At 70.1% G+C, this 13,149-nt stretch carries 15 protein-coding genes and 1 pseudogene; 13 read left to right on the top strand and 3 right to left on the bottom strand.

The annotated features are described in order from the left end of the window. Positions 1-52: 52 nt before the first annotated feature. Positions 53-325, top strand: coding sequence for a hypothetical protein (locus QSU92_RS07110; protein ID WP_289265473.1), 273 nt, complete (start codon positions 53-55; stop codon positions 323-325). A gap of 4 nt (positions 326-329) precedes the next feature. Next, on the top strand, positions 330-1,052 hold the full coding sequence (locus QSU92_RS07105; protein WP_289265472.1) for a DUF72 domain-containing protein: 723 nt from the start codon (positions 330-332) through the stop codon (positions 1,050-1,052). Here QSU92_RS07105 and QSU92_RS07100 read toward each other — a convergent pair. Next, positions 1,038-2,105, bottom strand: coding sequence for a YihY/virulence factor BrkB family protein (locus QSU92_RS07100; protein ID WP_289265471.1), 1,068 nt, complete (start codon positions 2,103-2,105; stop codon positions 1,038-1,040). The genes QSU92_RS07105 and QSU92_RS07100 overlap by 15 nt on opposite strands. A 187-nt stretch (positions 2,106-2,292) precedes the next feature. On the opposite strand from QSU92_RS07100, the gene QSU92_RS07095 reads away from it, so the two are divergent. From QSU92_RS07095 to QSU92_RS07085, 3 genes are read left to right on the top strand one after another with little or no spacing between them, the layout of a single operon-like run. Beyond that, positions 2,293-3,240, top strand: coding sequence for an SDR family NAD(P)-dependent oxidoreductase (locus QSU92_RS07095; RefSeq protein ID WP_289265470.1), 948 nt, complete (start codon positions 2,293-2,295; stop codon positions 3,238-3,240). Positions 3,241-3,251: 11 nt separating this feature from the next. After that, positions 3,252-3,740, top strand: coding sequence for a type 2 periplasmic-binding domain-containing protein (locus tag QSU92_RS07090; RefSeq protein WP_289265469.1), 489 nt, complete (start codon positions 3,252-3,254; stop codon positions 3,738-3,740). Then, complete coding sequence (locus tag QSU92_RS07085; RefSeq protein WP_289265468.1) at positions 3,737-4,717, top strand: cation efflux transmembrane domain-containing protein; 981 nt, start codon at positions 3,737-3,739, stop codon at positions 4,715-4,717. The genes QSU92_RS07090 and QSU92_RS07085 overlap by 4 nt, the downstream gene beginning before the upstream one ends. Positions 4,718-4,750: 33 nt before the next feature. On the opposite strand, the gene QSU92_RS07080 is transcribed toward QSU92_RS07085, so the two are convergent. After that, positions 4,751-5,671 carry a LysR family transcriptional regulator gene (locus QSU92_RS07080; RefSeq protein WP_289265467.1) on the bottom strand — a complete coding sequence of 307 codons (921 nt, stop codon included), beginning with the start codon at positions 5,669-5,671 and terminating at the stop codon, positions 4,751-4,753. Positions 5,672-5,802: 131 nt separating this feature from the next. Here QSU92_RS07080 and QSU92_RS07075 point away from each other — a divergent pair, with 131 nt between their 5' ends. Genes QSU92_RS07075 through QSU92_RS07060 form a run of 4 tightly spaced genes read left to right on the top strand, consistent with a single transcriptional unit; the run spans position 5,803 to position 8,113 of the window. Further along, positions 5,803-5,925 carry a hypothetical protein gene (locus QSU92_RS07075; RefSeq protein WP_289265466.1) on the top strand — a complete coding sequence of 41 codons (123 nt, stop codon included), beginning with the start codon at positions 5,803-5,805 and terminating at the stop codon, positions 5,923-5,925. A 57-nt stretch (positions 5,926-5,982) separates the two neighbouring features. Beyond that, a complete protein-coding gene (locus QSU92_RS07070) occupies positions 5,983-6,522 on the top strand; it encodes a YaeQ family protein (RefSeq protein WP_289265465.1) in 540 nt (179 codons plus the stop codon). Continuing rightward, positions 6,519-7,496, top strand: coding sequence for a sugar kinase (locus QSU92_RS07065; RefSeq protein WP_289265464.1), 978 nt, complete (start codon positions 6,519-6,521; stop codon positions 7,494-7,496). Before QSU92_RS07070 ends, QSU92_RS07065 begins: the two co-directional genes overlap by 4 nt. Next, a complete protein-coding gene (locus tag QSU92_RS07060; protein WP_289265463.1) occupies positions 7,493-8,113 on the top strand; it encodes a bifunctional 4-hydroxy-2-oxoglutarate aldolase/2-dehydro-3-deoxy-phosphogluconate aldolase in 621 nt (206 codons plus the stop codon). Before QSU92_RS07065 ends, QSU92_RS07060 begins: the two co-directional genes overlap by 4 nt. A 6-nt stretch (positions 8,114-8,119) precedes the next feature. Here the strand turns inward: QSU92_RS07060 and QSU92_RS07055 are convergent, their stop codons facing one another. Then, a complete protein-coding gene (locus tag QSU92_RS07055) occupies positions 8,120-8,563 on the bottom strand; it encodes a YbhB/YbcL family Raf kinase inhibitor-like protein (protein WP_289265462.1) in 444 nt (147 codons plus the stop codon). Between the two features lie 209 nt (positions 8,564-8,772). On the opposite strand from QSU92_RS07055, the gene QSU92_RS07050 reads away from it, so the two are divergent. The 4 genes and pseudogenes from QSU92_RS07050 (at position 8,773) to treS (ending at position 13,138) form a co-directional block, all read left to right on the top strand. Then, positions 8,773-9,204: a DUF6325 family protein gene (locus QSU92_RS07050; RefSeq protein WP_289265461.1), complete on the top strand. Its 432-nt coding sequence runs from the start codon at positions 8,773-8,775 to the stop codon at positions 9,202-9,204. Position 9,205: 1 nt separating this feature from the next. Further along, on the top strand, positions 9,206-9,571 hold the full coding sequence (locus QSU92_RS07045) for an SHOCT domain-containing protein (RefSeq protein WP_289265460.1): 366 nt from the start codon (positions 9,206-9,208) through the stop codon (positions 9,569-9,571). A gap of 196 nt (positions 9,572-9,767) precedes the next feature. Next, the gene (locus QSU92_RS07040; RefSeq protein ID WP_289265459.1) at positions 9,768-10,607 is read left to right on the top strand and encodes a universal stress protein; all 840 of its coding nucleotides are present in this window, start codon (positions 9,768-9,770) and stop codon (positions 10,605-10,607) included. A 214-nt stretch (positions 10,608-10,821) separates the two neighbouring features. Further along, a pseudogene (gene treS, locus QSU92_RS07035) lies at positions 10,822-13,138 on the top strand (maltose alpha-D-glucosyltransferase). Positions 13,139-13,149 lie beyond the last annotated feature (11 nt).

The raw sequence follows: 13,149 nt of genomic DNA, 5'->3' as shown, positions 1-13,149 counted from the left end.
CGAACCCGCAACCCCGGAGACGAGGGCGAACAGCCCTCGCTACCGTCCCCGCATGACCTCTCACCCCGACGCCCACGACGGCTACGGCGAGGATCGCCGCGACACGCGACCGGTCGCCGGCAGCCAGTGGGACATCCTGACGGCGCTCGACAGCTTCCCACGCATCCCCGTCACACCTGAGACGGCGACCCTCACCGGCATCCTCACGGCCGTCGGCGCGGTGATCGTCGCTCTGGTCGGCGCCGTCCTCGGAGGGATGGCGGGCATGCGGTATCACCGCCGGGTCGATCGCGTGGGGCTCGGTGGCGTGACCGCCGCGCCCTAGGAAGATGGCGCTGATCGGGACGTCGGGGTGGAGTTACGACCACTGGAACGGTGTGCTCTACCCGCCAGGTCTCGCCTCCCGTAATCGGCTCGCGCACTATGTCGGTGAGTTCGACACGGTAGAGGTCAACGCGACCTTCTACCACTGGGCGCGTGAGACGACCTTCGCCGGGTGGAGAGAGCGGACTCCGCCGGGATTCCAGATGGCTGTGAAGGCGCCTCGCGGACTCACGCACGGACGGAAGCTCTTCCAGGCCGAGGTGTGGCTCGAGCGGATGGCGCCAGGCCTCCACGCGCTCGGCGACAGGCGCGGCCCGCTGCTCGTGCAGTTGCCGCCCGACATGCCGCGTGACGACGACCGTCTTGATTGGTTCCTGCGGCAGACGCCGGCATGGATGCGGCCGGTCGTGGAGTTCCGGCATCCGTCATGGCATGACGACGACGTCTTCGCGCTGCTCGAACGTCGAGGGGCCGCCTACTGCGTCATGAGCGGGGCGGGGCTCGCGTGCATCCTCCGCGCCACGGCGCCGCTCGTCTACGTGCGGCTCCACGGACCCGACACCGGCGCGCTCTACGCCGGTTCGTATTCCGACGCCGATCTGTCGTGGTGGGCCGCACGCATTCGTGAGTGGGAGGGCCAGGGGCGCGAGGTGTACGCCTACTTCAACAACGACGGCGCCGGCCACGCCGTCCGCAACGCGCGAACGCTCCGGTCATTCCTCGGGTGATCGGCCGGCTTCGGTGCGAAGACGACGGCCCTCCTCGACATCCTGACGCTCCTTCTCGGCGGCCTTGTCGCTCTTCCGGGTGTCCCGCGGCGGCAGCTGGATGTCCTCCTCCGCGGCGATGCCGCCCTGCAGCTGGCGGCCTCGCTCCAGTTCCGCATCGAACTCGGCGCCGAAGAGCAGCGCGAGATTGGCGATCCACAGCCACAGCAGGAAGACGATGACGCCGGCGAGCGACCCGTACGTGCGGTCGTAATTGGAGAAGTTCGCGACGTAGAAGGCGAAGCCGGTCGTGGCGAGCACCAGCACCACGATCGCCAGCAGGGCGCCGATGCTGAGCCATCGGAACTTCGGCTGCTTCGCGTTGGGGGTCGCGTAGTACAGGATCGCCACCATCAGCACCACGATGAAGGCCAGCACCGGCCACTTCGCGATCGACCACACCGTCTGGACGACCTCACCGAGACCGAGGGCCTCACCCACCGCCTCGGTGACCGGCCCCGAGACGACCAGGATGACCACGCAGACGACGATGAGAGCGATGCCGATCACGGTGATGAGAAGCTGACCGGGCTTCAGCTTCCAGAACGGGCGCCCCTCGTCGATCTCGTAGATCCGGTTCATCGCGCGACTGAACGCCCCGACATACCCGGACGCCGACCAGATGGCGAGGAGCAGGCCGGTGACGAGGGCGAATCCTGCGGCCGGTGACCCGGCGAGCTGCTCGATGGGGCCGCTAAGCGCCTGTGCGGTGTCGCCGGGAGCGACCTGGTCGAGGATGCCGAGCACCGTGCTCGCCGCAGCATCCCCCTGTCCGACCACTCCCAGGAGCGAGAAGATGGCCACCAGACCCGGGAAGATCGACAGCACCGCGTAGTAGGTGAGGGCGGCGGCGATGTCGGTGCACTGATCCGACGAGAACTCTCGCGCCGTCTTGCCGATCACGTACTTCCATGACCGCTTGTGCAGGTCGTCGGGCGAGTCGGGTTTGCCCGGCGCTTCCGGATCGGGAGCAGCCGTGTTCGCGCGGTCTTGCGCCGTGGTGTCGCTGGTCATGAGGTACTCCCGTGGCTCGTGGGTGTCGCGAAGGAAGCATTGTGCGACGGCGGGCAGAAACATCGATCGGGACTTGATTTCGCCGGGTCGCACGGCTAAGGCGGATGCCGCGACGCTGCGACTAGCCATCTCGACGTCGTCTGACAAGACCCGTGACCATGTCTGCGGAGACGCGCACGATGAGGGCGTGGTCGATCGAAAGCAGCTCCAAGGGAAGACCGTCGTCGTGACCGGCGCCACCACCGGGGTCGGGCGGGGAGTGGCGTGGGAGGTGGCCAGGGCGGGAGCGAGCGTCGTCGTGGCGGCCCGCCGCCAGCAGGAGCTCGACGATTTGGTCGCCCGTATCGCCGCTGCCGGCGGCACCGCAGTCGCTGTGCCGACGGATGTGAGCGATGCCTCTGCCGTCGAACGGCTCGCGGATGCGGCCGTCGCGCATTTCGGCGGAATCGATGTGTGGGTCAACAACGTCGGGATCGGCGCGGTCGGACCGTTCTGGGAGGTGCCGGTCGTCGATCACGCGCGTGTGATCGACGTCAACGTCAACGGGATGATCTACGGCGCGCACGCCGCCCTCCGACAGTTCCGGGCGCAGGCCGACGGCGGGGTGCTCGTCAATCTGGGTTCGGTCGAGAGCGTTGCACCTCTGGCGTACCAGGCCTCGTACGCGGCGTCGAAGGCCGCCGTCACCGCCTTCGGGCGCACCCTCCGCCAAGAGCTTCGGCTGTCAGGCGATCACCGGCGCATCCATGTGAGCACGATCCTCCCGTGGGCGCTCGACACCCCGTTCTGGAACCGCGCCGGCAACCGCACCGGTCATTCGCTGCGCATGGCGGCGATGAGCAGTCCGCGCCCCGTCGTCGATGCCATCGTCCGTTCCTGCGTGCGACCTCGTCCGTGGCGTCCGGTCGGACCCAAAGCGCGGCTCGCCCTCCTGTCGGCACGTCTCGCCCCGGGAGCGGTCGATCGGGTGTCAGCGCGGATCGCCGGCGTCGAAGCGCGGCTGGGCGATGCGGCCCCCCACACAGCGGGGGCGATCCACGAGCCGACGGTGGCAGGCGCGACGGTGACCGGTGGCGTCCGGGCCCGCATGCGCCGGGAAGACCGCTCCAGACCGCTTCGCCTCCCGGGCCTGTGAGAGGAGTCGTCATGCGCACACGGAGAGCCTTCTCGGCCGCCGCCCTCGGCGTCATCCTGCTTCTCGCGGGGTGCGGCCAGCCGCTGATGCCGGCCGACCCCGACGGCACCCTGGTCGACGTGCGGGGCGACGTGCTGCACGCCGGTGTCACGCCGAACGGTGATCTGATGGACGTCGCAGGCGATGAGCCGAAGGGTGATGAGGCGGATGCGATCCGCGCGTTCGCCGACTCCCTCGAGGCCGACGTGGACTGGACCGTCGGCCCGGAGGAGACGCTCGTCCGCGGTCTTGAGGACGGGACGCTCGACCTCGTGGCCGGTGGCATCACCGACAAGACACCGTGGACAGACAAGGCCGGCGTCACGCGGGGTTACCGCGAGGTTGTCGACGACCAGGGACGCACGCACATGCTGGTCATGCTCGTCCCGCTCGGCGAGAACGCCTTCCTGTCCGAGCTCGAGCGCTTCCTCTCCGACCACGTCGAGCAGGGCCACCGATGACCGGCCAGACGGTGCGGTTCGGACACACCGAACTCCCGAAGCGTCAGCGCGAGGTGCTGCGGCAGGCGATCCGCCTCGAGTGGATCACCATCGGGTTCCTCGTCGTGTCGGTCACCCTGGTGGGGCTCGTCCTCGGCAACTCGCAGGCGATGAAGGCCGCCTGGATCGAGGACCTCCTCTCCTTCCTGCCGCCGATCGCCTTCCTCGTGGCGGTGCGGGTGAGTCGTGCCCTCCCGAGCGCCAAGCATCCCTACGGTCAGCATCGCTCGGTCGCCGTCGGACACCTCGTGGCTGCGGTCGCGTTGACGACGATGGGCACGTACCTCATCGTCGATTCGGCCATCGGGCTCATCCTGCTCGAGCATCCGACGATCGGCACGGTCGAGGTGTTCGGTGTGACGATCTGGCTCGGCTGGCTCATGATCGGCGTCATGGCCGCGATCGCGCTCCCGCCGGTGTTCATCGGGCGCGCCAAGATGCGCCTGGCCGAAGAGCTGCACGACAAAGTGCTGTACGCCGATGCCGATATGAACAAGGCCGACTGGATGACCGCGGTCGGATCCATCGTCGGGGTCACCGGCATCGGCCTCGGGGTCTGGTGGTTGGACGGTGCGGCGGCCGTCTTCATCGCCGCCAGCATCCTGTGGGACGGTCTCCGGAACATGGGGGCGGCCGTCACCGATCTGATGGATGCCCGCGCCACCACCTTCGACGACAAGAAGCCGCATCCGGTGGCGATCGCCGTCGACGACTACCTCCGGAGCCTGCGATGGGTGGATGACGCGGGCAGCCGCGTGCGGGATGAGGGTCACGTGTTCCACATCGAGGCTTTCGTCGTACCCCGCCGAGGGCGGACGCCGTCGCTGGACACCCTCGAGGACGCCCGCCGGGCCTGTATCGACCTGGACTGGAAGGTGCAGGACATCGTCGTGGTGCCGGTGCGCGAACTCCCCGAGGTCGTCGACCACCGCCGGTGAGCCACCTTCACCCTGCGACGAGACCCTGGCGGATCAGACTGCGGCGTGGACCGCTTCGATCTCGGCGGCCTTCGCCTGGAGGATGGAGAGGACCGTGCGCACCGCGAGGCGCTCGGCGGTGTCGGGGCGCAGCAGCGCGACGATGTCTCGCTCGGCGTCCACCCCGCGCAGGGGCTTGAGGGCCACACGACTCGGGTCGATCCCGCCCGAGGTGGAGCGGGGGATGAGGGAGACTCCGAATCCCGCGGCCACGAACGCTTCGACCATCCGCAGATCGCTGATGCGCTGGAAGATCGTCGCCCGCCTCCCGGCGGCCTCTTCGATGTCATGCAGGATGCGTTCGAAGGGGAACCCGATCGGCACCCCGATCCACGGTTCGTCGATGACGTCGCCGGCCGTGAGGTAGCTGCGGCCGGCGAGGCGGTGGTCGGCCGGGAGGGCGATGTCGAGAGCCTCGGTCATGAGCGGGACCACGCGCAGACCTCGCCCGCCCCAGGCCCGCGCGCCGCGGAGGGAGTGCGCGAGCACGATGTCGAAGTCGGCGGTGAGCGAGGGGAAGTCCAGGAGCTCGTGATCCCCGTCGGCGCACGACAGAATCAACCCGGGGGTGCGCGAAACCTCCTGCAGAACCTGCGGGAGGAGCACTTGGCCCGCCGAGGGGAACGTGGCCAGGCGCACCTCGCCGCTCGGGTGATTGCGGAACTCGTCCCAGAGGGACGTGGCTCGCGCGAGGGCGACGGCCACCTCGCCCGCAGTTCGGGCGAGCGCGTGGCCGGCGCTGGTGAGTTGGATGCCGCGCCCGACGCGCTCGGTGAGGGGCAGGCCCGCCTCGCGCTCGAGCACTTTCAGCTGCTGGGAGACCGCCGACGGGGTCCGGTGCGTGGCGGCCGCGACCGCAGTGATGCTGCCGCGCTCCGCCAGCTCGCGGAGCAGGTCGAGCCGTCGCACATCCATGAAGCGATGCTACAACGTCATTGCAGAACTGTGCGCTTGTGCTGAAAGGTCTGCTGGCCGACGATGAGAGTGTCGAGTAGGGGCAACGGGGCTCGCCGTACATCGACGTTCCCTGTCTGAAAGGTCCGACCATGGTCGTCTTCTTCGCGCTCCTCGCTGCCACCGCCGTCGCCGCCATCGCCGGCGCGGTCTCTCTCACCGTCACCGACGGATACGGCCGCGTGCCCGCCCGCCGCTACGCCCGCACCATCTGACCCGGCCGTCCACGCCCGCTCGGTGAGAGGCGCGCCCGCCCCCTAGGCTTGACGACCATGGCCGCCGGCGCAGTGATGCACACCTTCGAGGTGCAGTTGGCCGATGTCGACCGCGGTGTCTACGACGAGGTGACGGTGCGCGCAGCGCGGCATCCGTCCGAAACCGACGCGTACATGGTCACTCGGGTGCTGGCCTACCTGCTCGAGTACGAAGAGGGCGTCGCGTTCAGCGGGGGCATCTCCTCCACCGAGGAACCCGCCGTGCTGATCCGCGACGCGACAGGTCGCATCACGGCGTGGATCGAGGTCGGCGCCCCCGACGCCGGGCGACTTCACTTCGGCAGCAAGCTCGCCGACCGCACCACCGTGTACACCCACCGCGATCCGGCGAAGGTGCGCGCGGGCGTGGCGGGGAAGACGATCCACCGCGGCGAAGACATCGTGCTGCACAGCTTCGCCCCGGGCTTCATCGACGCCGCCGTCGCGGCGCTCGCCCGGCGCAACACCGTGACGCTGTCGGTGACCGAGCGTCAGCTCTACCTCGACCTCAACGGCACGGCCCTCAGCACCGAGATCCACGACGAGCCGCTCGTATGAACACTGCGCGCCCCGACGCCTTCGAGGTCCTCTGCGTGGGGGAGGGGCTCGCCGTCACGTTGCCGCTCGGCGACCTCGCCTCCGACGCCGAGCCACCCCGGCTGGCCGTGCACACCGGAGGGGCCGAAGGCAACGTCGCCCTGCACCTCGCCGCACAGGGCGTCTCGGTGGCATGGGCGTCGCGCGTCGGCGCGGATCCCTTCGGTCGCAAGGTGATCGCAGACCTCGATCGGGGTGGCGTGGACATCTCGAGCGTGCTCGTGGATCCGGAGCACGTGACCGGCATGTACGTCAAGGACACGCGCCCCGGCGGCGGGTCGGTGATGCACTATTACCGGGCGAACTCGGCGGCCTCCCACCTGTCGCCCGCCGACGTCGCGCGATTCCCGCTCAACCGCGTCGGCTGGGTTCACGTCTCGGGCATCACGGCGGCGATCTCGGCCACGGCGGCGGAGATGGTCGATGCGCTCATCGCCGGATGCCGTGAGCATGGCGTGTCGGTGTCGTTCGATGTGAATTTCCGGGCGCGCCTGTGGCCGGTCTCCCAGGCCGCCGAGCCGCTGGCACGGATAGCGCGTCAGGCCGACCTCGTCTTCGTCGGGCTCGACGAAGCGCAGGAGCTCTGGGGCATTCCCGAGGCGACGGACGTGTTCGATCTGCTCGACGCGGTTCCGCTCGTCGTCGTCAAGGACGGCGCCACCGGAGCCCATGAGATGGCACGGAGCGGAACCCACGCGGCGGCCACGTTCGTCGCGACACCCGCGGTCGAACCCGTCGAGCTCATCGGCGCGGGGGACGCCTTCGCCGGCGGCTATCTCGCGGGGCTGATCCGCGGGGAGGCGCCGAGAGATCGGCTGTCGCGCGGGCACGCGTCGGCGGCCTGGACGATCGGCAGTCGCGACGACGTGCGGTCGGGCCACCGCCCTGCGCCCTTCGCCCCCGCGACGGACTCTCCTGAAAGGACGGCGACGTGACCCCCGCTTCCTCTGCCGACGCCTACTTCGCGTCGGCTCTGACCGGCCAGCCGATCATGGGCGTCTTCCGGAACCTCGCGCCCGCGCACGCGGTCGCCCGCGCGACACGCGCCTGGGACGCGGGCGTGCGGAACGTCGAGATCCCCGTCCAGAGCCGCGATGCGATGCCGACGCTCCGCGCGGTGATTGATGCCGCCCGCGAGCGCGGGCTGGACGTCGGCGCCGGGACGGTCGTGTCCCCTGAGCAGCTCGTCGAGGTGCAGCAGGCCGGCGCGGCGTACACCGTCTCTCCCGGACTCGACCCCGACGTGGTGCGTGCGAGCGCAGAACGGTCTCTTCCGCACCTCCCGGGGGTGGCGACGGCATCCGAGATCCTCGCCGCGCGGCGCCTGGGCCTTCACTGGGTGAAGGCGTTCCCCGCCTCCGTGCTCGGTGCGGCATGGATCCGCGCGATGCGGGGGCCCTTCCCCGATCAGCGGTTCGTCGTGACCGGTGGGATGACCATCCGCGTCGCCCAGGACTTCCTCGATGCCGGGGTCAGCACCGTCGCCATCGGCGACGACTTCGACGATCACGAAAGCCTCGCTGCCGTGACGGCGCTCATGGCGCGGGGATAGGCGGCCTCAGCGCTCGAAGTGCCCGACGAACCGGTTCTGCTCGATGACGGCGTCGGCGTAGTCGCGCAGGAACTCCTCACGGCTGGGCGTGCCCGAGACCTCGCGGTCGAGCGCGTACACCCAGAAGTAGTAGTGATGGCGGCCATGCCCCTGCGGCGGCTGCGGTCCGTACCATCCGGTCTTTCCCGCTCCGTTCGGGCCCGCGGTCGCGGTGGCGGGGTCGACGGTCTGGTCCGTCGGCGGCAGGCCGTAGAGCACCCAATGCGTGAAGCCGTGGGGCAGCGGCGCGTCGGGGTCGTGCGAGATGACGGCCAGCGCGCGCGTGCCCTCGGGCACCCCGGTGATCTCCAACCGTGGCACGGCGTTGCCGCCGTCGGCCGAGAAGCGCTCAGGCACGTCGCCCAGGTCGGGGATGTCGGGGCTCGAGATCGCAAGTTCGTCGATACGCATGCATACATCCTGCCTTCGGACGGATGCCGCGGGTCCGGCGACCGGCGATCGTTCCCCGTTCTCCCAGGCGACGTTGCCAAAACCCCCGGGAATCTGAGGATGGCGCCCGGCGCCCACTCCGCGAGAGGATGGCGGTACTCCCGGGGGCCTGTCATCGATCGCCGCGTCGCTGACTGCCGCGCGCCCGGCGCGATGAGAGAGGACGCCCGATGGTCGAGTTCCGGTATGGGCCGGTGGAGGTGTATCTGGTCGGTTTCGACAGCGATCGGCCTCACCCCGACGCCGTGGCGGCGCTGCGCGAGATCATCGAGTCGGGCGCGGTGCGCCTGCTCGACCTGGTCGTGCTGCGCAAGTCGGCCGAGGGCGACATCGAGATGATCGAGGTCGAGGAGCAGAATGCCCTCGGCATCGACGGCATCGAGCTGTTCGCGGCGGGCCTCACCGCCTCGGAGGACATCGACGAACTCGCCGAGCTCATCGCGCCCGGCAGTTCGGCCGTGCTGGTGGCTCTCGAGATGACGTACGTGCGGGCCCTCGCCGAGAAGGTCGCGCAAAGCGGCGGCACGGTGCTCACGGCCGAGCGCATCCCCGCCCCGGTCGTCAACGCCGTAGCCGACATGATCGACGCAGAGGAGAACTGATATGCCGATTCGACGCATGGGACGCCCCGGCCTGCTGGGCCTCGCCGCCCGAACCGCCGTGGTCGCGGGGACCGCATCGGCCGTGAGCGGCTCGATGCAGGGTTCGCGGGAGCGCAAAGCGCAGGCGCAATACGAGCAGGAGCAGTACCAGGCCGCGCAGCAGCAGGCTCAGCTCGATGCTGCGGCTCAGGCCGCGGTGGCCGCACAGATGCCGCAGGCCGCGCCCGCGGCATCCGCTCCTGCCGCCCCTGCCGCCGGCGGAGGCGATGACATGATCGCGCGGCTGCAGCAGCTCGCAGCGCTGAAGCAGAGCGGCGTCCTCACGGACGAAGAGTTCAGCGCCGCGAAGGCGAAACTCCTTTCCTGACCGCCGCGCCCCCCCGCCGCGCGTTTCCCCGCCCAGCCCACTCCCGCGAAAGTGCATCGAGGCGCCGAGAATGCGGGTGGACCCCGAATCCTCGTCGCCCAGATGCACTCTCGCCGGGAGGGGGAGGGGGAGGCGAGGGGGAGGGGGTGAGGAAGAGGAAGAGGAAGAGGAAGAGGAAGAGGAAGAGGGGACGAGGATGCCGGAAGTGATCGTGGTCGGCCTGACCGACGCGCCCGTGGCCGACCGCGCGGTGGCGTGGGCGGCGTCCCGCGCCCGCGATCGACGACAGCGGCTGAAGCTGGTGTCGATTCTGGGCGGCGCGGTGGGTGTCGTCGGCGAGGATGCCCTCGTCGACCGGCTTCTCACCGAGATGCGGGAGCGGGCCGAAGCGACCGCGGCGAGGCTCCGGGCTGCCGGGCTCGAGGTCGAGGTCGTCGTCGAACGCGGCAACCCGACCGAGAAGCTCATCGCCGCCGCCGAGGGCGCTGCGCTGCTGGTGATCGGCAGCGACCATCGCGGCCCTCGGGCCGGAGCGACGCGGGGCCCACACGGCTTCCGCATCGTCTCCGCCGCGCCGTGCCCGGTTGTCGTCGTCCCCGACTTCGATCTCGGTGACCGCCGCGGAGTGGTCGTCGGCGTCGACGGTTCCGAGACCTCGGAGCACGCGGTCGCCTGGGCGGCGGCCGAAGCCGACCGTCTCGACGAGCCGCTGATCGCCGTGGGCGCGTGGGTGCCGCTTCCCGCACCGGGCAACCGCGGCACGTACCCCGAGCAGTATCTGCAGAACATGCAGGCGCTCACCGAGGAGACGCTGTCGATCGCCCTCGCGGGGCTCCGCGGTCGCTACCCCGACCTCCAGATCGACGCGCGTGCGGAGCGCGGCTACCCGGCAGAGACGATCAACCGCCACGCGGCGTCGGCGCGACTGGTCGTGGTCGGCACCCACGGCCGCGGCGCGTTTCGCCGCTTCGTCCTGGGATCGGTCAGCTACGACGTCCTCACCCACCTCGCGACGGCGACCGCCGCGGTGCGCTGAGCCTCGCCCCTGGCAGCGCCGAAACCTATCCCCGCCGTCGATACCCATCGCGTCGCGATCGGTTTCGGCGGGGTAGGTCGGTTTCGACGCCAGACGGACGGTCGGCCGCCGCCGGGGCGGGGCGGGGCGGCCGTTGCGGGTTCGACCCCTACCCCGTCCACAGCCCGACACGCCAGACCTCGCATCCGACGCGTCGAGTACGTACGGTCGAAGGATGGCGCGCGACGAGTATCAGCCGGAGGAGCTCTACACCGGCCCCATCGACCTCCCCCTCCTCCAGGAACTCGACAACGACACCGCTGATCCCGAGACCCCCGAGATCAGCTACGACGAGCAGCGATACCCCGCCCGCCCGCGGCGGCTGCGGCCCCGCGACAACCTCCGGGGTGGCGGGCGCGTGCGCCGGGTCACGACCGACCCCCGCACCGCGAACGGCACGAACCCGTCGTACGTCGAGTGGCTGGTGCGGCAGTCGATGCTGAAGGATGCCGACGTGCTGGCCCGGCAGCTGTCGGGGCAGCCGTCGATGTGGCGCAACCCCTATGCCCGCCCCGATGCGCGTCGCGCGATCGCGACCAGTGACGTGTGGTTCACCGCGTACCCGATCTCGCTCATCACCCGGCCCGGTCAGTCCTTCCTCGCCGCGCTCGGCGACGACGCCCTGTGGTCGGCCTTCGAGCGCGTGGGCATCACCGCCATCCACACCGGTCCGGTCAAGCGCGCCGGCGGCATCGCTGGCTGGCTCGAGACCCCGAGCGTCGACGGCCACTTCGACCGCATCAGCACCGCGATCGACTCGGCGTTCGGCACTGAAGACGAGTTCCGCGCGCTCTGCGACGTCGCCGACACGCATGGCGGAAGCATCATCGACGACATCGTCCCGGGCCACACCGGAAAGGGCGCCGATTTCCGCCTCGCCGAGATGGGCTTCAAGGACTACCCCGGCATCTACCACATGGTCGAGATCCTCGAAGAGGACTGGGCGCTCCTCCCCGACGTCCCGGGCGACGTCGACAGCGTCAATCTCGACCCCGCGACCGAGCACGAGCTCGCCGAGCGCGGCTACATCATCGGCGCCCTGCAGCGCGTCATCTTCTACACCCCCGGGGTGAAGGAGACCAACTGGAGCGCGACGGCGCCGGTGCTCGGCCCCGACGGCGTCACCCGCCGCTGGGTGTACCTGCATTACTTCAAGCAGGGCCAGCCCTCGATCAACTGGCTCGACCCCACCTTCGCGGGCATGCGGCTCGTGATCGGCGACGCCCTGCATTCCCTCGGCGAGCTGGGCACGAGCGCGCTCCGACTGGACGCCAACGGCTTCCTGGGCGTGGAGAAGAGCACCGAAGGCCTCCCGGCCTGGTCGGAGGGGCACCCGCTCTCCCATGCGGCGAACCACATCATCGCCGGCATGGTGCGCAAGGTCGGTGGCTTCACCTTCCAGGAGCTGAACCTCACGATCGAAGACATCCGCGACACCGGGGCGGTCGGGGCTGACCTCTCCTACGATTTCATCGGACGCCCCGGCTACCACCACGCCCTGGCGACCGGACGCACCGACTTCCTGCGCCTCGCGCTCACCTCATCGCTCGCCCTCGGTGTGCAGCCGGTGCAGCTGGTGCACGGCCTGCAGAATCACGACGAGCTCACCTACGAGCCTCGTCCACTGGGCGACTCGACACGCCGAGGAGGAGTACCGCTTCCGCGGGCGGGAGATCAGCGGCAGCGAGCTCGCCGAGATCGTCCGCGCCGAGCTCACCGAGAGCCTCACCGGCAGCGCCGACTTCAACCGCGTGTTCACCCAGAACGGCATCGCCTGCACCACGACCTCGCTCATCGCCGCGGCCCGCGGCGCGACTCGGCTCGACGAGATCACCGACGCCGACATCCCCGCCATCCGCGACGCCCATCTGCTGCTGTGCGCCTACAACGCCTGGCAGCCCGGGGTCTTCGCCCTCTCGGGCTGGGACCTCGTCGGCATGCTGACGGTGCCGGCCGGTCAGGTCGCCGACCTCATCTCCTCCGGCGACACCCGCTGGATCGAGCGGGGCGCGCACGACCTCCTCGACGTCGATCCGCAGGCGACGCGTTCCGCGGCCGGCATGCCGCGCGGGCGTTCACTGTACGGCTCTCTCCCGACGCAGTTCACCGACGAGGAGTCCTTCGCCTCGCGGCTGTCGCAGATCATCGACCTGCGTCGCCGACACGGCATCGCCACCGCGACGCAGGTGGATGTGCCCGAGGTCGCCCACCACGGAATGCTCGTGCTCGTGCACCGGCTCGATGACGGCGCGCACGATCCCGACGCGCCGCTGCAGGTCACGGTGCTGAACTTCGCCGGCGAACCGGTCGAAGGGACGGTCCGCTCGAAGCAGCTCGCGCGACGGTCGGAAGTGCGGGATGCCGCGACCGGCGAGGTGATCGGCCACGTCGACGACCTCCAGAGCTTCACGGTGTCGCTGCCCGCCTACGGCGCGGTGTTCCTCCTCCTCGAGCCCGGTGAGCCCGACGAGGACGAGGACCTGATCGGATGACGCCGCCGGGC

It is taken from the genome of Microbacterium sp. ET2, assembly GCF_030347395.1.
In the GTDB taxonomy this organism is placed as follows: Bacteria; Actinomycetota; Actinomycetes; order Actinomycetales; family Microbacteriaceae; genus Microbacterium; species Microbacterium albipurpureum.
Note: the sequence above shows the minus strand (reverse complement) of the source record. Positions and strands in the feature narration are given on the sequence as shown.